Origin of the sequence: Streptomyces sp. CA-179760, assembly GCF_050937045.1 — a bacterium.
Classification (GTDB): Bacteria; Actinomycetota; Actinomycetes; order Streptomycetales; family Streptomycetaceae; genus Streptomyces.
This window is the reverse complement of sequence record NZ_JBNJLZ010000001.1, coordinates 7094142-7110834: the sequence shown is the minus strand read 5'-3', so window position 1 is coordinate 7110834 and position 16693 is coordinate 7094142. Positions and strand designations below refer to the sequence as shown.

Genomic DNA, 16693 nt, shown 5'->3' with positions numbered 1-16693 from the left:
AGTATCGGCCGCCACTGACAGTCCTCCCCGCCCCGGCGCCGACCGCGGCCCCTGGTCAGCGGGGCACCCAGGCTGGCAGGATCTCGCGCATGTCCAAGATGTTCCCCCGTATCGGCAGGCGCCGGGCCCTGCAGGGCGGCGCCGCCTCCCTCCTGGTCCTCGGGCTGCTGCTGGCATGGCTGCGCCCCTGGGCCGAGGAGCCTCCCGGCGGGGCGATCACGTTCAGCACGGGCACGCGCGCCGGGGTCTACCACGAGTACGGCGAACTCCTGCGCGCCGAGATCGACCAGGACATGCCGGGCCTGAGGGTGCGCCTGCTGACCAGCGCCGGATCGCAGGAGAACGTCTCGGACGTGGCGACGGGCAAGGCCGACTTCGCGATCGCGGCGGCGGACGCGGTCGCCACGTACAAGCTCGACCACGGCGCAGGTGCCGGCCGGCTGCGCGGCATGGCCCGCCTGTACGACGATTACCTGCAGCTCGTCGTACCGCCGGACTCGGACATCCGCTCCGTCGCGGACCTGCGGGGCAAGCGCGTGGCCATAGGGCTGCCGAACTCCGGCGTGCGGCTGATCGCGAACGGGGTCCTCAAGGCGGCCGGGATCGACCCGGAGAAGGACATCAAGCCCTCCTCGGACGGCATCGACACCGGTCCCAAGCGGCTGGGGCACGGCCTCGACGCGTTCTTCTGGTCGGGCGGACTGCCCACGGACGGGCTCAGCCGCCTCGCCAAGAAGTCGTCCTCCGCCTTCCGGTTCGTGCCGATCGACGCCAGGCTCGTCGCCAAGCTGCACGACCAGGGCGGTGCGACGCGGTACTACCGCGCCACCAAGATGCCGGAGTCGGCCTACCCCACCATCCAGCGCGGTGACCCGGTGCCGACCCTGGCGGTGTCCAACGTGCTGGTCACGCGCAGCGACATGGACCCCCGGCTCACCGAGTGGCTGACCCGTACGGTGATCGACAGCCGGGACGGCATCGGCGCGACCGTGCACTCCGCCCAGCTGGTCGACGTCCGCACCGCGATCTACACCGACCCGCTCCAGCTGCATCGCGGCGCCCAGCGCTACTACCAGTCCGTCAAGCCGTAGGCGCCGACCTCGGCACGCTCACTGTCACCCGCAGCCCGTGCGGCTCGTGCCGGTCGTACGTGATCGAACCGCCGCCCGCCGCGAGCAGCGCCCGTGAGATGGACAGTCCAAGGCCCGACCCCTTGATGTTCTGGTGACCGGCGCTGCGCCAGAAGCGGTCGCCGACCCGGGCCAGCTCCTCGTCGGTGAGGCCCGGGCCGTGGTCGGTGACGGCGATGGTGGAGGTGTCCCCGTTGGAGGCGACGGTCACCTCGACGGTCTGGTCCTCGGGCGTGAACTTCACCGCGTTGTCGATGACCGCGTCCAGCGCGCTGGACAGCGCGACCGGGTCGGCCCACGCGGTCGTGGGCGGGCAGTCGCCGACCAGGCGTACGCCCTTGGCCTCGGCGGTCGGGGCCCAGGCCGCGAGTCGTTCGGCGGCGAGCTCTCCGATGTCGGTGATCCTCAGGTCCGCCTCGGTGTGCTCGGCCAGCGCCAGATCCAGCAGATCGTCCAGGACCTGCGCGAGGCGCTTGCCCTCGGCCTGGACGGAGGCGATCTCCTTGTTGCCCTCGGGCAGTTCGAAGGAGAGCAGCTCGATGCGCAGCAGCAGCGCCGCGAGCGGGTTGCGCAACTGGTGCGAGGCGTCGGCGACGAAGGCGCGCTGCTGCTCCAGCACGTCCTCGACGTTGTCCGCCATCTCGTTGAACGACCGGGCCAGCCGCCTGAGTTCCGGCGGACCGCCGGCGGCGGCGACCCGGGACTTGAGCCGTCCGGTGGCGATGTCGTGGGTGGTGGCGTCGAGGACACGCACCGGCCGCAGGACCCAGCCGGTCAGTCGCAGGGCGGCGCCCACGGCCAGCAGCATCGCGGCGGCCTCGCCCGCGCCGATGACCAGCCAGCCGTGCAGGGTGCGCGAGCGCAGCTGCCCGGTGGGCGAGTCGGTGACGACGACCGCGACCACGTCCCCGTCCCGGATGACGGGCGAGGCCACCACGAGGTTGTTGCGCTGCCAGGGCCAGACCTGCTGCGGGTCGTGGCTGCGGCGGCTGAGCAGCGCCTCGTCGAAGGCGTCGCGCACCTCGCCCTCTTCCGGCAGGGACCACCTGGCCGGTGCGTGAGCCATGGCACTGCCGCTGCGATAGAAGACACCGGCACGGATGCCGTAGACGTCGTAGTAGCTGTCGAGTTCACTGCTGAGCGTGGCCAGGCGCTCGTTCTCGAACGCACCGGTGGTCCCGTCGGGCGAGTCGGTGACGAACTGGGCGAGGGCGGCGAAGCGCGCGGTGTCGTCGATCCGGTCGACGACGACCCTCTGCTGCTGGGCCCCGGCCAGACTGACGGCCAGCGGGACCCCGAGCGCGAGCAGCACGGCCGCCATCAGGATGATCAGCAGCGGGAGCAGACGAGTGCGCACCCGGCCCCGCTAACCGGCGGGCGCGACGAGCCGGTATCCGACTCCGCGTACGGTCTCGATGAGGGCCGGCATGCGCAGCTTGGCGCGCAGCGACGCCACGTGCACCTCCAGAGTGCGCCCCGTCCCCTCCCAGCTCGTCTGCCACACCTCGCTGATGATCTGCTCCCGGCGGAACACCACCCCGGGCCGCTGCGCGAGCAGGGCCAGCAGGTCGAACTCCTTACGGGTCAGCTGGATCACCGAGCCGTCCACGCTGACCCGGCGATTGGGCAGCTCGATGTGCACCAGGCCGAGCCGCAGCTCGGTCTCGATGCCGCTGGAGGTGTCCTCGTGGGAGGTGCGCCGGCTCACGGCGTGGATGCGGGCGAGCAGCTCTCCGGTGTCGTACGGCTTCACTACGTAGTCGTCGGCGCCGAGGTTGAGGCCGTGAATGCGGGAGCGGACGTCGGAGCGGGCGGTGACCATGATCACCGGGGTGGCGGTGCGCTTGCGGATCTTGCCGCAGACCTCGTACCCGTCCTGGTCGGGCAGGCCGAGGTCGAGCAGGACGACACCGAAACAGTCACTCTCGGGGACGAGTGCCTGGAGGGCCTCCTCACCGCTGCGCGCGTGCGTGACGTCGAACCCGTGGCGTGCCAGGACCGCCGACAGGGCGGCGGCGACGTGGTTGTCGTCCTCGACGAGCAGCAGTCTCACCCGGGCCCCCTTCGGTTCACTGGCCGTACGATCTGTCTGTGTACAAAAAACGCGTGCACGCGCGCGCGTGCACCTTGTGCAGTCACGCTGATGGATGAGGACGGCGTCAAGAGGGTTCCGGTTGCGGAGAGCTTCCGTTACCCGGCCGATATGAGCGCTGCTCATAAGTGCTACGACACGTGTCCGATTGCTATCGGATCGTGATGCTCAGATTCCCCTCAGATGTAATGACGCAGGTCGTAGAGGGTAACTACTGTCCTCCGAAACCGAGGAGGACGGAGCCTGAGAGCGATGACCGAAGTATCGGTGGCCAAGGAAGATGTGGCCGCGACCGGCGAACTGGTCGTCCTGAAGAGCGTCAACAAGCACTTCGGCGCGTTGCACGTACTCCAGGACATCGACCTGACGATCGCCCGCGGCGAAGTCGTCGTGGTCATCGGACCCTCCGGGTCCGGTAAGTCCACCCTGTGCCGCACCATCAACCGCCTGGAGACGACCGACTCCGGCTCGATCACGATCGACGGCAAGCCCCTGCCGGCCGAGGGCAAGGAGCTGGCCAAGCTCCGGGCCGATGTCGGGATGGTCTTCCAGTCCTTCAACCTCTTCGCGCACAAGACCGTGCTCGAGAACGTGATGCTCGGCCAGATCAAGGTCCGCAAGAAGGACAAGAAGGCGGCCGAGGAGCGGGCTCGGACCCTGCTCGACCGGGTCGGCGTCGGCGCACAGGCCGAGAAGTACCCCGCACAGCTCTCCGGCGGCCAGCAGCAGCGCGTCGCGATCGCGCGGGCGCTGGCCATGGAGCCGAAGGTCATGCTCTTCGACGAGCCGACCTCCGCGCTCGACCCCGAGATGATCAACGAGGTGCTGGAGGTCATGCAGCAGCTCGCCCGCGACGGCATGACCATGATCGTCGTCACCCATGAGATGGGCTTCGCACGATCGGCCGCAAACCGCGTGGTGTTCATGGCGGACGGCCGAATCGTCGAGGAGGCTGCGCCCGACCAGTTCTTCAGCAACCCGCGCAGTGACCGCGCCAAGGACTTCCTGTCGAAGATCCTGCACCACTGACGGCGCACTGCGCGTGCGACGCGCCCCGCGTCGCACGCCCTGCCGGCCCGCATCTCTTCACCAGCCAAAGGATGTTCATCATGAAGCTCCGCAAGGTCACCGCCGCCTCGGCCACCATCTTCGCTCTCGCTCTGACCGCCACCGCGTGCGGCGGTGAGGGCGGCGACTCCGGCTCCGACGGCGGCGGCGAGACGATCACCGTCGGCATCAAGTTCGACCAGCCCGGCCTCGGCCAGAAGACGCCGCAGGGTTACGCCGGCTTCGACGTCGACGTCGCCACGTACGTCGCGAAGAAGCTCGGTTACAACGCGGACCAGATCGAGTGGAAGGAAGCGAAGAGCGCCGACCGCGAGACCATGCTGCAGCGTGGTGACGTGGACTTCATCGCCGCGACCTACTCGATCACCCCTGAGCGCCAGGAGAAGGTCGACTTCGCCGGTCCTTACCTGCTGGCTCACCAGGATGTGCTGGTCCGTGCCGACGACAACAAGATCAAGTCGCCGAAGGACCTGAACAACGCCAAGCTCTGCTCGGTGACCGGCTCCACCTCCGCGCAGAACGTGAAGGACAAGCTGGCTCCGAAGGCGCAGCTGCAGCCGTACCCGACGTACTCCGCCTGTCTGCCCGGCCTGCAGAACGGTGCCGTCGACGCGCTGACCACCGACGACTCCATCCTCGCCGGTTACGCCGCCCAGTCGCAGTTCAAGGGCAAGTTCAAGCTCGGCGGCTTCAAGCTGACCAACGAGAACTACGGCATCGGCGTCAAGAAGGGCAGCGACCTCAAGGCCGACATCAACAAGGCCCTCGAGGCCATGGTCGCCGACAAGGCCTGGCAGGAGGCCGTGGACAAGAACCTCGGCCCGGCGAACTACAAGAACGAGCCCGCGCCGAAGATCGGCGACATCAAGAGCTGAGGCAACGCCTGACGGGTGCGCCGCCCCGCGGGGCGGCGCACCGGGGCATCCCTATACGCGGAAGCGCGGGAGATCGTGTTCGACTTTCTTGAAGGTTACGACCTGCTGGGAGCCTTCTGGACGACAGTGCAGCTCGCTGTGCTGTCCGCCGTGGGCTCTCTCATCTGGGGCACCATGCTGGCCGCCATGCGCGTCGGCCCGGTGCCGTTGATGCGGGGTTTCGGGACCGCGTACGTGAACATCGTGCGGAACATCCCGCTGACCGTCATCATCCTGTTCACGTCGCTGGGCCTGAACCAGACGCTGGGTGTCTCCCTCGGCGCCGACGACGTCGAGACGATCAACTTCCGGCTGGCGGTCCTGGGCCTGATCTTCTACACGTCGTCCTTCGTGTGCGAGGCGCTGCGCTCCGGCATCAACACGGTGCCGGTCGGGCAGGCGGAGGCAGCCCGGGCGATCGGTCTCAGCTTCAGCCAGGTACTGGGGCTGGTCGTGCTGCCGCAGGCGTTCCGTTCGTCCGTCGTCCCGCTGGCGAACGTGCTGATCGCCCTCATCAAGAACACCACGGTCGCGGCCGCCATCGGTGTCGCCGAGGCGGCGGTACTGATGAAGGAGATGATCGAGAACGAGGCCCAGCTGCTGCTGATCGCGTCGATCATCGCGTTCGGCTTCGTGGTACTGACGCTGCCGACCGGTCTGATCCTCGGTTGGGTGGGCAAGAAGGTGGCGGTGAAGCGATGAGCTCCGTTCTGTACGACGCCCAGGGCCCCCGGGCCAAGCGGCGCAACGTCATCCTCACGGTGGTCTTCGTGGCCGCCGCCGCGGCCCTGCTGTGGTGGGTGTTCAGCACCCTCAAGGACAAGGGCCAGCTGGAATGGGTGCTGTGGGAGCCGTTCTTCTCCGGCACCGAGGCCTGGTCCACCTACATCTGGCCGGGCCTGCTGAACACACTGAAGGCCGCCGTCCTGGCGGTGATCATCGCGATGCCGCTCGGCGCGGTTCTCGGCATCGCCCGCCTTTCGGACCACGTGTGGGTCCGGGTTCCGGCCGCGGTCGTGGTCGAGTTCTTCCGGTCCATCCCCGTGCTGGTCCTGATGATCTTCGGCCTCGCTCTGTTCGCCGAGTACACCAACGTCAGCTCCGACGACCGTCCGCTCTACGCGGTCGTCACCGGTCTGGTGCTGTACAACGCGTCCGTCCTCGCCGAGATCGTCCGGGCGGGCATCCTGGCCCTGCCCAAGGGCCAGTCCGAGGCGGCGCAGGCGATCGGCCTGCGCAAGGGCCAGCTGATGCGCCTGATCCTGCTGCCGCAGGCGGTCACCGCGATGCTCCCGGCCATCGTGAGCCAGCTCGTCGTCATCGTGAAGGACACCGCGCTCGGCGGCGCCGTTCTCACCTACTCCGAACTGCTCTCCGCGGCGAACACGATGAGCGGCTACTACGGCGCGAACATCATCGCCAGCTTCACGGTCGTGGCGGTCATCTTCATCGCGCTCAACTTCGCCCTCACGTCCTTCGCGAGCTGGCTCGAGCGCCGGCTGCGGCAGGCCAAGAAGTCGACGGGGGCGGTCGTGGGCGCGAACGACGCGCAGATTGCCGGCGGGCCTGGAGCGGGCGCCGGAGGCGGCGTCTGACACTCGGTCACCTCATGTGACACCATCAGGGGCAGTGGCATGATCGCCACTGCCCCTGGTCACTTGACGCAAGCACCGGCAATGGGTTGCATACGTTCTGTGATCGTGCACCCTGCTCCAACTTCGTGTTCACCTGCGTCCCTCGGGACGTCACCACGGGCAGGGGGCGCCGCGCCGTGGACCCGGTGATCGTCGTCGGAGCGGGGCCCGTCGGGCTCACGCTCGCCCTGGCGCTGGCGCGTCAGGAGGTGCCGTGCGTGGTTCTCGACGAGGGGCCGGGCAAGGACGAACCCCGTGCGTCGCGCACCGTGGTCCTCCGCGAGGACACCACCGCTCTCATCGAACGGCTGACCGGCGTCCCCCTGGACCGGATCGGCGCCCACTGGGCCGGATGGCGGTCGGTGCGGCGCAAGCAGGTGATGCGCGAGGTCTTTTTCGACGGTACCGAGCCCGTCCCGCTGCACATCGCCCAGCACGAGCTGACCGGCGCCCTGCGCGCGGCCCTCGCGGGCGAACCGCTCGTCAAGGTCGCGGTGGAAAGCCGGCTCGACAGCATGGAGCAGGAGTCCTCGGGCGTCACGGCCCACACCCGCGGCCCCCAGGGCACATGGTGGCGCGGCAGTTACCTGGTGGGCTGCGACGGCCCCCGTTCGACCGTGCGCAAGCTCCAGGACATCCGTTTCCCCGGCCGTACGGCGGTGGAACGCCACGCCGTCGCGGCGCTGCGGACGGAACTGCCCTGGTACAACGAGGCGTTGCTGCACCGTATGCCGCCGTGGCGCATGTCGGGTCCCTCGGCAGGCGAGGTCACCGCGCGTCCCCTGCCGGACGGCGTCTGGCGTCTGGACTGGCTCCTGCCACCCGGCAAGGATCTGGTCACACCGGAGCTGCTGCTGACCCGCATCCGGGAGACTCTGGCGGGTTGGTCGGGCGGTACGACCCCGCCGTACGAGCTCCTGGACACCGGTGTGCACACCGTCCACCACCGTCTCGCCCGCCGCTGGCGCGCCGACCGCGTCTTCCTCGCCGGGGACGCGGCGCACCTCCACGGCTCGCTGGGCACGCACGGGCTGGACGAAGGTCTGCGGGACGCCGACAACCTCGCCTGGAAACTGGCCCTGGCCTGGCACCACGGACCCCACGAGGCGCTCCTCGACAGCTACCAGACCGAACGCCGGGCAATTGTGGCGGCCCGGCTCCGCGCGGCCGACCAGGCCCTGCCCCTGCTGCGCGGCGGCGGAGGCCTGCGCTCCTACGTCCCCGGCTCGGCCCGGGGCCACGACTCGCTCCTCACGGACGGCCACTTGGGGCACGGCCAGCTGGGCGCGCCGGGGGCGTACGCCGACTCGCCGCTCGCGCCCCCACCCCTCGAAGGTGAGGTCCCGGTCCGGACATCGCCCGGCTCGTCGGTCATCGACGTACGGGTCACCGCGGAGGACGGCACCTTCGTCCGGCTGCGGGACCGGCTGGGCCGCGGCGCGCTGCTCGTCGTGCTGATCGCCCCTGGCACGGGCGTGTGGGAGCGCAGGCACTGGGTGAGCGCCGGCATCATGCCCCAGCTCGCCGCGGCGGTCATGGCGCTGCCGCACCACGCCGAGCTGCTGGTCGCCGAGAGCTATCCCGGCGCTGCCGCGCACACGGTGCTTCTGGTGCGCCCCGACGGCCATCTCGTGACCGCGCTGGGCGGAGTGCGCCCGGCCGATCTGTACACGGCGGCCGAGGCCGCGCTGGGCGCGCAGGCGCAGGCACAGGCGCAGTCACAGGCGCAGGCACAGGCACAGGCCGGTGCCTCGGCCGGTTTGCGCTGACCTCGGGTGCCGGAGGGGACGTGCTCTCTGTCACAGTGCGTCCGCAGGTGACAGTGAGTTGACCGGTTCGGACGGCCGTGGTGTACTCCGGTGCGTGACTGACACCTGTGTGCGCCTGTGGCGGAGGGTCCATATGGACCTCCTCCGCTATGCGGGCTGCGTGTGTCGCCCGTCCTGCTGACTTCGCATCCTTCTTCCCCTCCGCGCGCGCCGCGCTCTCCACGCCGGCCGACGCGTCCCCATGCGAACCCGCATCAGGACTTCCAGGACGGCACCCGTGTCTGTTTCCCCCTCCGCATCCCCTTCCCCTGTCTCCACGTCCGTCACCTCCACCTCTTCCGGGCCCACCCAGGCCGACCTCTTCGACTTCGTCCGTCGTACGGCCGCCGACACCGAGCTGATCGACTCCCTGCCGCTCGACCCGGAAGGCCGTACCTGGGTGCGGCTGGAGGGGCCCGGCGGCAGCGAGGCCTGGCTGATCGGCTGGCCGCCCGGCTCGGGCACCGGCTGGCACGACCACGCCGACTCCGTCGGGGCCTTTCTGACCGCGTCGGGCGAGCTCAAGGAGAACTCGCTCGCCGCCCGGCTGCCCACCGACGGCTGGAAGACCCTGGAACTCTCCGACGGTGTGGACCGGGAGCGCCGGCTGTCGTCCGGGCAGGGCCGCGCCTTCGGCCGCCACCACGTCCACGAGGTGCTCAACGAGTCCCCCGAGCGGCACGCGATCTCCGTCCACGCCTACTACCCGCCCCTGCCGCAGATCCGCCGCTACAGCCGCAGCGGGCCGATCCTCCGGCTCGAGCAGGTGGAGCGGCCGGAGGACTGGCAGTGAGCGCCGGCGCGCACGAGCCGGTGAGCGGTGGCAGCGGCAGCGGCAGCGGCAGCGGCAGCGGTGCGCAACCTCCCGTCGGCATCGACGAGTTGTTGGAACGCGTACGCGCGGGCTACGAGCGGATCGAGCCGCAGGAGGCGTACGAGGCCGCCGAGGCGGGTGACGCGCTGCTGGTGGACATCCGCTACGCGGCACTGCGCGAGCGCGACGGCCTCATCCCCGGCGCTCTCGTCGTCGAGCGCAACGAGCTGGAGTGGCGTCTCGACCCGCAGGGCAGCCACCGCGCCGCCGAGGCCACGAGCCACTCCCTGCGTGTCGTCGTGATCTGCAACGAGGGCTACGCCTCCAGCCTGGCGGCTCAGTCCCTGCACCAGCTGGGCCTGCTCCGGGCCACCGACCTGGTCGGCGGGTTCCAGGCGTGGAAGGCGTCGGGGCTTCCGGTCGTGTGATCACCGGTGAATCCGAACGGCTCGTCTCAGAACTGCTCGTCCCCGAGAAACTCCGCGTCCTCGCCCTCCTCCTCCAGCGCCTGCCGGACCACGCGAAGGGCCATGCCCTCGGAGTAGCCCTTGCGGGCGAGCATGCCCGCGAGACGGCGGAGCCGCTTGTCGCGGTCGAGTCCCCGGGTGGAGCGGAGCTTGCGCGCGACGAGTTCACGCGCGGTCGCCTCTTCCTGCTCGGGCTCCAGCTGGGAGACGGCCTCGTCGATCAGCGTGGAGTCGACGCCCTTGGTCCGCAGTTCCCGGGCGAGCGCACGCCGCGCCAGTCCCCGGCCGTGGTGGCGGGACTCCACCCAGGCGTCCGCGAAGGCGCTGTCGTTGATGAGGCCGACCTCTTCGAACCTCGACAGCACCTCCTCGGCGGCGTCGTCCGGGATCTGTCGCTTGCGCAGGGCGTCGGCGAGTTGCTTGCGGGTCCGCGGGGTCCCGGTGAGCAGGCGCAGGCAGATCGCCCGGGCCTGCTCGACCGGGTCCCCTGGAAGCTCCCCCTGCTCGGCCCTCGACGAGGAGGGGGAGCCTCCGTCTTCGGTAATCACCTCACCGAAGCCCTGCCGGCGACGTCCACGCCCACGACGCGCCCCGCCGTCACGCGAGCCGTCCCCGCGTGAGCCATCCCGGCGTGAACCGCCTCCGCGTGCGCCCGCGCCGGGTGAGTCGCTGCCCTGGGAGCCGCCCCCGTACGGCCCCTCGTCCTCCCTGTACGGCCCGTCGGAGTACGGCCCGTCGGTCCCGTACTCGCCGTCACCGTCCACGGCCGAGCCCGCGTCGCCTCCGGTGCCCCTCCCCCGTGGGGTACCGGAGGCGGCGTACTCGTACTCCGCCCAGTCGGTTCGTCGTGTCACGGGTCAGCTCTTGGCTGCGGCGGCCTTGGACTTGGCGGTCTTGGCCGCTGCCGGGGCGGGCACCGCGGGCGCGGCGTCGGCCGGAGCGGGGGAGACCGCGGCGTCCGTGCCCGGCTCGGCGGCCGGCTCCTCGGGTCGCACGCCGACGCCCAGCTTCTCCTTGATCTTCTTCTCGATCTCGTTGGCCAGGTCGGGGTTGTCCTTCAGGAAGTTGCGCGCGTTCTCCTTGCCCTGGCCGAGCTGGTCACCCTCGTACGTGTACCAGGCGCCGGCCTTGCGGACGAAGCCGTGCTCCACGCCCATGTCGATCAGGCCGCCCTCGCGGCTGATGCCCTGGCCGTAGAGGATGTCGAACTCGGCCTGCTTGAAGGGCGGCGCGACCTTGTTCTTGACGACCTTGACACGGGTGCGGTTGCCCACCGCGTCCGTACCGTCCTTCAGGGTCTCGATGCGGCGGATGTCCATGCGCACCGAGGCGTAGAACTTGAGCGCACGGCCACCGGTCGTGGTCTCCGGAGAACCGAACATCACGCCGATCTTCTCGCGGAGCTGGTTGATGAAGATCGCGGTGGTCTTCGACTGGTTGAGCGCGCTGGTGATCTTCCGCAGGGCCTGGCTCATCAGGCGGGCCTGCAGACCCACGTGCGAGTCGCCCATCTCGCCCTCGATCTCGGCGCGCGGGACGAGCGCGGCGACCGAGTCGATGACGATGAGGTCGAGGGCTCCGGAGCGGACCAGCATGTCCACGATTTCCAGGGCCTGCTCGCCGTTGTCCGGCTGCGAGAGGATCAGGTTGTCGATGTCGACGCCGAGCTTCTTCGCGTACTCGGGGTCGAGGGCGTGCTCCGCGTCCACGAAGGCGACCTGGCCGCCGGCCTTCTGCGCGTTCGCCACCGCGTGCAGAGTCAGGGTCGTCTTGCCGGAGGACTCCGGGCCGTAGACCTCCACCACTCGGCCGCGTGGGATGCCGCCGACGCCGAGCGCCACGTCGAGTGCGGTCGACCCGGTGGGGATGACCTCGATGGGCTCATTCGGCCGCTCGCCCATGCGCATGACAGCGCCCTTGCCGAATTGCCGTTCAATCTGTGCGAGCGCGGCGTCCAGGGCCTTCTCGCGGTCGGTTCCTGCCATGGGTTCCACCCGATTTGCTTGAGTCGATCGCTTCACGTCAAAGACGCTAATGCCTGCCACTGACAATGCGCCCCGACGCACGTCCAGCCTGTGGATAACTCGGGCACTTCTCTACCCAAAGTACGTCGAAATGCTCGCCGTTGAGCCTTGCCGGAGACTCCATAAGAATGGATGTTCGATTTTCGTGTCAAGCGCACCCCCTCGGCGACGGCAGCGGTGCCACGTCGTGGCTCGGTCCAGCGAACGACGAGATCAGGAGGAGCCCTGGCCGGGTCCTCCGCCCTCCGGGTCCTTCGAGTCCTCCGGTCCCTCCGCACCTGGCCGCCGTGCCCACAGCCGCCTCGTCCGCGCTATCAGGCCCGGCCCCTCCCCGCGCCAGCGATGGCCGTGCACACGCGGGTCGTCCGTGACGTCGTAGCGCTTCACGTACGCCCCCAGGAAGGCCTGGAGCGTCGCGATGGCGGGGATGGCGATCAGCGCGCCGACGGCGCCGAGGAGCGCGGTGCCCGCGATGACCGAGCCGAAGGCGACCGCGGGGTGGATGTCGACGGTCTTCGAGGTCAGCTTGGGCTGAAGCACGTAGTTCTCGAACTGCTGGTAGACCACGACGAAGGTCAGCACCCACAGCGCGTACCAGGGATCCACCGTGAACGCGATCAGCATGGGCAGGGCGCCCGCGAGATACGTGCCGATGGTGGGGATGAACTGCGACACCAGGCCCACCCACACGGCCAGCACGGGCGCGTACGGCACGTCCAGTATCTGCAGCAGGACGAAGTGCGCCGCGCCGGAGATCAGCGCCATCAGGCCGCGTGAGTAGATGTAGCCGCCGGTCTTGTTCACGGCGATCTCCCAGGCGCGCAGTACCTCGGCCTGCCGGGCGGGCGGCAGGACGGAGCAGAGCGCGCGGCGCAGTCGCGGGCCGTCCGCGGCGAAGTAGAACGAGAACAGCCCGATCGTCAGCAGCTGGAAGAGGCCCCGAGGACCTGGGCGGACACGTCCAGAACGCCCGTGGCGCTGTTCTGCACGTAGTTGCGCAGCCAGTCGGAGCGGAGCACACCCTCCTGGATGTCCACGCGCTTCAGGTCGGTCTTGAAGTGTGTGTTGATCCAGTGGATGACGGAGTCGAGGTACTCCGGGAAGCCCTCGATCATCTTGATGATCTGGTCCGCGAGGATGGAGCCGAGCAGGGTGACGAAGCCCGCCGACACGATCACCACGCCGATGAAGACGACGAACGCGGCCAGGCCTCTGCGCATGCCGCGCGAGGCCATCCAGCCCACCGCCGGTTCGATGGCGAGCGCCAGGAAGAACGCGATGAGGATGTTGATCAGCAGGCCGGTGACCTGGTGGAAGGCCCAGCTGCCCAGCTGGAAGGCGGCGACGAGGGCGAGCGCGAGCACCATGGCGCGCGGCAGCCAGCGCGGCATGCGGCCGTTCGGCTCGGCGGTTCCGCCGGCGGGGGCCCGGCCGGCGGCGTCGTACCGAACGGGGAGGACTGCCGGGCTTCCTGCCCGCTCTCGTCAATGGGTGCCACGGACCAAGTCTCACCCACGCCACCGACAGCCGTCTGCCCGCCTGCGATCTTCGTGACCCGTCAGCGGTCTGTGCGACCGGTCGGCCGTCCACCGCGACCGGTCGACGCACTGCGCGCCGGGTCGGTCAGCGCCTCTCCCGGGGCACGTCCATGACCGAGCAGACCACCTGCCAGACCTCCTTGGCTGCCCAGCCGGCCTCCAGCGCCTCGTGCACGGTGCGCCCGCCGAGCTCCGTCATCACGTGATCGCGCGCGAAGGTGTCGGCGTAGCCCGCACCGAAGTGCTCCGCCATCCGCTGCCAGAAGACCGTCAACCGCATGACTCCAGTATCCCGCCCCTGGGGTGGGCCTGAGCCAGGACCGCCTGCCGGCGCCGCTTTCCGCCCTACGGTCTGACCCATGGCCGAAACAGGAGCTTCCACACTCCCCCCGACGCCCATGCCGCACAGCCCTGTCACGCGCGCGGAGCGCTTCGTCTGGCTCACCGCGCGCGTGCTGGAGCAGCGTCTCTTCGCCCACCGCTTCCGCGGCGCCGCCGCAGACCCGGTGGAGACGGCGCTGGACGCCTACCGCAACGAGGACGGCGGGTACGGCCACGCGCTGGACCCCGATCTGCGCGGCCCGGTCAGCCGGCCGCTGCACACCGCCCATGCCCTGCGCGTCCTGGACGCCGTGGCGCGCTGCGCCGGCCAGCGCGTGGAACGCGTGTGCCGCTACCTGACATCGGTCTCCACGGCGGACGGCGCGCTCCCGGTGATCCATCCCAGCGGGCGTGGCTACCCGACGGCCCCCTTCGTGCCGGTCGTGGCCGACCCGGCCGGCGACCTCCTGGCCACCGGGCCGGTGGTGGGGCTGCTGCACCGCAACGAGGTGTGGCACGCCTGGCTGTTCCGGGCCACTGACTTCTGCTGGCAAGCGGTCGAGTCCCTGCAGAAGTCGCACCCGTACGAGATCGAGGCCGCCGTGGCCTTCCTGGACTCCGTCCCCGACCGCCCGCGCGCGGAGGCGGCCGCCGACCGTCTGGGCCGCCTGGTACGCGCACAGGGCCTTGTGGCCCTGGACCCCGACAACCTGGAGGCGTATCCGGTCTCCCCCGGCTACGCCTCCGGCGCGCACCACTTCCCGTACGACTATGCGAGGACGCCGCGCTCCCTCGCGCGCGCGTGGTTCACGGACGACGAGATGACCCGCTCCCTGGACCACCTCGCGGCCCGGCAGCAGGAGGACGGCGGCTGGCCCGTCCGATGGCGCCACTGGGCCCCGGCTCCCGCCCTGGAGGCCCGGCCGGTCGTGACGATCGAGGCCCTGCGCGTCCTCAGCGCCTACGGCCGCACCATCGACTGATCACCAGGCCCCCGTGGCCCGCACCCCCGCGGTCACCACCACGGCCGCCGCGACGACCAGCAGGAAGGGGGCACGCAGCACCAGGGCCACGGCCGCCGCTGCGAGCCCGGCGGCCCGTGCGTCCAGCACCAGCGTCTGCCCGTCGGCGAAGGTCTGCTGGGCCGTGAGCGCCGCCAGCAGCGCGACGGGCAGCAACGCGGCGAGACGCTTGACGACGGGCCGCTCCAGGGCTCCGGCCGGTACCAGCAGCCCCGCCAGCTTGACGGCGTAGCACCCGAGGACGGTCACACCGATGGCGATCCAGACGTTCACTCGTCGTCCTCCCGGGAAGCAGGCGCACCCCGGCGCCGGCCGTCCGCCCAGAGGACGACCGGCGCCGCCAGCGCGGCCAACAGCACCGGCACCCCGGCGGGGAGCACGGGCAGCAGCCCGAGCCCCAGCAGCACGGCCAGCCCGGCGACGGCCCGCTCGGGGCCTGTCCTCAGCATCGGCGCGAGCAGGGCCAGGAACACCGCGGGCCCCGCGGCGTCCAGCCCCCACGCGTCGGTGTCCCCGATGGCCTCGGCGCCCAGGGCGCCGAGCAGGGTGGTGAGGTTCCACAGGACGTACAGGGTCAGCCCGGTCACGAAGAACCCGATCCGCGCACCGCGCCGCGTGGGCTGGGCCAGCGCGACGGCGGCCGTCTCGTCGATCACCCACTGGGCGGCGAACGGCCGCACCGCGCGCGGGAGGGCCAGCAGCTGCGACAGCCGCAGGCCGTAGAAAGCGTTCCGCACGCCCAGGAAGAAGGCCCCGGCAGCGGCCGTGAACGGACTGCCTCCCGCCGCGAGCGCACCCACCAGGGCGAACTGGGACGCCCCGGTGAACACCAGAAGGCTGAGCGCACATGTCTGCGTCAGCGTGAGTCCGCTGCCGGCCGACGTCACTCCGAAGGCGAAGCCGGACAGCCCGACGGCCACCCCGACGCCCAGTGCGTCCCGCACGACGGCCCGGTCCTGTTTCCCACCGGTCCCTGTATCTCCGAGAGCTGTCTGATCCACCACGCCCCGCACGCTACGAGGAGCCGCTACCGCAGGTCTTGTACGTTCTTGCGCTCCCGCTGATACGCCCCGGGAGGCACCCCGACCATCCGGGTGAAGTGCCGGTTGAGATGCGGCTGATCGGTGAACCCCACGGCGACGGCGACCTCGGCGGGCGCCGTCCCGAGGTCCAGCAGCCGCCGCGCACGCCGGACTCGCGCGTCCGTGAGCCACGCGTGCGGGGGCATCCCGTAGGTGTCCCGAAAGGCCCGCAGCAGCGAGAACGGACTGGTCCCGAGATCAGCCGCCAGCTGTTCCAGGGTCGGCGGCCGCGCCATCCGTTCCTGCAGCACACCACGCGCGCGTGCCGCGATCCGGGTCCCTGCCGTCCGCACCTGCCGCCGCGGCATCGGCCCACCGTTCAACCGCAGCAGCCTGGTCACGGCGACCCGCAGCAGCGTGTCCGCGGCCAGTGCGTTGCCCTCGTCGGCGGCCCGCAGCACCTGGTGCACCAGACCGGCGGCGTACGGATCGTCCACCACCGGGCTGACGAACCCCGGCGTCCCCCGCAATGCCGTCGTCTCGGCCGCGATCTCCGCCACCACGTCGACCGGGGGATACACGGCCCCGTACCGCCACCCCTCGGGTACGCCGGCCCGCCCGGTGTGCGGAGTGTCGGGATTCACCAGCGCGAGAGCCCCCGCCCCGGCGTACTGATCACCCCCGCCGTGGTGGAACACCTCCACCCCGTCGGCGATGGCGGCGACCACGAAGTTCTCGTGCGTGTGCCGGACGAATGTCTTCCGCACGTACCGGGCCCGCAGCAGATCCACCCCGGGCAGCTCGTCGTACTGCCAGTGCCGAGCGCGCTCTGTCATACG

General features: G+C 70.4%; 18 protein-coding genes and 1 pseudogene. 10 read left to right on the top strand and 9 right to left on the bottom strand.

The window, feature by feature from the left end; all coding sequences use genetic code 11:
* Positions 1–89: 89 nt before the first annotated feature.
* Entirely contained in the window at positions 90–1091 is a 1002-nt protein-coding gene (locus ACQEV8_RS32420) for a TAXI family TRAP transporter solute-binding subunit (RefSeq protein WP_432967219.1), read from the top strand.
* Here ACQEV8_RS32420 and ACQEV8_RS32415 read toward each other — a convergent pair.
* Together ACQEV8_RS32415 and ACQEV8_RS32410 are read right to left on the bottom strand one after the other, a co-directional pair.
* Complete coding sequence (locus ACQEV8_RS32415; RefSeq protein ID WP_432967217.1) at positions 1081–2487, bottom strand: ATP-binding protein; 1407 nt, start codon at positions 2485–2487, stop codon at positions 1081–1083. The genes ACQEV8_RS32420 and ACQEV8_RS32415 overlap by 11 nt on opposite strands.
* A gap of 9 nt (positions 2488–2496) precedes the next feature.
* Entirely contained in the window at positions 2497–3183 is a 687-nt protein-coding gene (locus ACQEV8_RS32410) for a response regulator transcription factor (RefSeq protein ID WP_432967215.1), read from the bottom strand.
* Between the two features lie 291 nt (positions 3184–3474).
* Here ACQEV8_RS32410 and ACQEV8_RS32405 point away from each other — a divergent pair, with 291 nt between their 5' ends.
* From ACQEV8_RS32405 to ACQEV8_RS32370, 8 genes are all read left to right on the top strand, one after another.
* The gene (locus ACQEV8_RS32405; RefSeq protein WP_432967213.1) at positions 3475–4251 is read left to right on the top strand and encodes an amino acid ABC transporter ATP-binding protein; all 777 of its coding nucleotides are present in this window, start codon (positions 3475–3477) and stop codon (positions 4249–4251) included.
* An 80-nt stretch (positions 4252–4331) separates the two neighbouring features.
* Positions 4332–5165: a glutamate ABC transporter substrate-binding protein gene (locus ACQEV8_RS32400; RefSeq protein WP_432967211.1), complete on the top strand. Its 834-nt coding sequence runs from the start codon at positions 4332–4334 to the stop codon at positions 5163–5165.
* Positions 5166–5240: 75 nt separating this feature from the next.
* Positions 5241–5906, top strand: coding sequence for an amino acid ABC transporter permease (locus ACQEV8_RS32395; RefSeq protein ID WP_432967209.1), 666 nt, complete (start codon positions 5241–5243; stop codon positions 5904–5906).
* On the top strand, positions 5903–6799 hold the full coding sequence (locus ACQEV8_RS32390) for an amino acid ABC transporter permease (protein WP_432967207.1): 897 nt from the start codon (positions 5903–5905) through the stop codon (positions 6797–6799). The genes ACQEV8_RS32395 and ACQEV8_RS32390 overlap by 4 nt, the downstream gene beginning before the upstream one ends.
* A 176-nt stretch (positions 6800–6975) precedes the next feature.
* Entirely contained in the window at positions 6976–8607 is a 1632-nt protein-coding gene (locus tag ACQEV8_RS32385; protein WP_432967205.1) for an FAD-dependent monooxygenase, read from the top strand.
* 133 nt (positions 8608–8740) lie between these two features.
* Positions 8741–8788 (top strand): hypothetical protein, encoded by a 48-nt coding sequence (locus tag ACQEV8_RS32380; RefSeq protein WP_311314449.1) that lies wholly within the window; start codon positions 8741–8743, stop codon positions 8786–8788.
* 96 nt (positions 8789–8884) lie between these two features.
* Positions 8885–9439, top strand: coding sequence for a cysteine dioxygenase (locus ACQEV8_RS32375; protein WP_432967203.1), 555 nt, complete (start codon positions 8885–8887; stop codon positions 9437–9439).
* A 20-nt stretch (positions 9440–9459) separates the two neighbouring features.
* Entirely contained in the window at positions 9460–9888 is a 429-nt protein-coding gene (locus tag ACQEV8_RS32370) for a rhodanese-like domain-containing protein (RefSeq protein WP_432973156.1), read from the top strand.
* A gap of 26 nt (positions 9889–9914) precedes the next feature.
* Here the strand turns inward: ACQEV8_RS32370 and recX are convergent, their stop codons facing one another.
* From recX to ACQEV8_RS32350, 4 genes and pseudogenes are all read right to left on the bottom strand, one after another.
* Positions 9915–10781, bottom strand: a complete 867-nt coding sequence (gene recX, locus ACQEV8_RS32365) for a recombination regulator RecX (RefSeq protein WP_432967201.1) — start codon at positions 10779–10781, stop codon at positions 9915–9917.
* Positions 10782–10784: 3 nt separating this feature from the next.
* A complete protein-coding gene (gene recA, locus ACQEV8_RS32360) occupies positions 10785–11912 on the bottom strand; it encodes a recombinase RecA (RefSeq protein WP_432967199.1) in 1128 nt (375 codons plus the stop codon).
* Between the two features lie 252 nt (positions 11913–12164).
* Positions 12165–13342, bottom strand: a pseudogene (locus tag ACQEV8_RS32355) (AI-2E family transporter).
* A gap of 232 nt (positions 13343–13574) precedes the next feature.
* Complete coding sequence (locus ACQEV8_RS32350; RefSeq protein ID WP_432967197.1) at positions 13575–13769, bottom strand: DUF3046 domain-containing protein; 195 nt, start codon at positions 13767–13769, stop codon at positions 13575–13577.
* Positions 13770–13848: 79 nt separating this feature from the next.
* Here ACQEV8_RS32350 and ACQEV8_RS32345 point away from each other — a divergent pair, with 79 nt between their 5' ends.
* The gene (locus ACQEV8_RS32345) at positions 13849–14793 is read left to right on the top strand and encodes a hypothetical protein (RefSeq protein WP_432967195.1); all 945 of its coding nucleotides are present in this window, start codon (positions 13849–13851) and stop codon (positions 14791–14793) included.
* On the opposite strand, the gene ACQEV8_RS32340 is transcribed toward ACQEV8_RS32345, so the two are convergent.
* From ACQEV8_RS32340 to ACQEV8_RS32330, 3 genes are read right to left on the bottom strand one after another with little or no spacing between them, the layout of a single operon-like run.
* Positions 14794–15105, bottom strand: a complete 312-nt coding sequence (locus tag ACQEV8_RS32340; RefSeq protein ID WP_432967193.1) for an AzlD domain-containing protein — start codon at positions 15103–15105, stop codon at positions 14794–14796.
* Positions 15102–15836 carry an AzlC family ABC transporter permease gene (locus ACQEV8_RS32335; protein ID WP_432967191.1) on the bottom strand — a complete coding sequence of 245 codons (735 nt, stop codon included), beginning with the start codon at positions 15834–15836 and terminating at the stop codon, positions 15102–15104. Before ACQEV8_RS32335 ends, ACQEV8_RS32340 begins: the two co-directional genes overlap by 4 nt.
* Before the next feature lie 23 nt (positions 15837–15859).
* Positions 15860–16690 carry an AraC family transcriptional regulator gene (locus tag ACQEV8_RS32330; protein ID WP_432967189.1) on the bottom strand — a complete coding sequence of 277 codons (831 nt, stop codon included), beginning with the start codon at positions 16688–16690 and terminating at the stop codon, positions 15860–15862.
* Positions 16691–16693 lie beyond the last annotated feature (3 nt).

Bases quoted from the DNA above. Each gene is read 5' to 3' on its own strand.
- ACQEV8_RS32345 (WP_432967195.1), top strand. From the start codon at position 13,849: ATGGCCGAAACAGGAGCTTCCACACTCCCCCCGACGCCCATGCCGCAC.
- ACQEV8_RS32400 (WP_432967211.1), top strand. From the start codon at position 4,332: ATGAAGCTCCGCAAGGTCACCGCCGCCTCGGCCACCATCTTCGCTCTC.
- ACQEV8_RS32390 (WP_432967207.1), top strand. From the start codon at position 5,903: ATGAGCTCCGTTCTGTACGACGCCCAGGGCCCCCGGGCCAAGCGGCGC.
- ACQEV8_RS32405 (WP_432967213.1), top strand. From the start codon at position 3,475: ATGACCGAAGTATCGGTGGCCAAGGAAGATGTGGCCGCGACCGGCGAA.
- ACQEV8_RS32350 (WP_432967197.1), bottom strand. From the start codon at position 13,769: ATGCGGTTGACGGTCTTCTGGCAGCGGATGGCGGAGCACTTCGGTGCG.
- recA (WP_432967199.1), bottom strand. From the start codon at position 11,912: ATGGCAGGAACCGACCGCGAGAAGGCCCTGGACGCCGCGCTCGCACAG.
- ACQEV8_RS32420 (WP_432967219.1), top strand. From the start codon at position 90: ATGTCCAAGATGTTCCCCCGTATCGGCAGGCGCCGGGCCCTGCAGGGC.
- ACQEV8_RS32330 (WP_432967189.1), bottom strand. From the start codon at position 16,690: ATGACAGAGCGCGCTCGGCACTGGCAGTACGACGAGCTGCCCGGGGTG.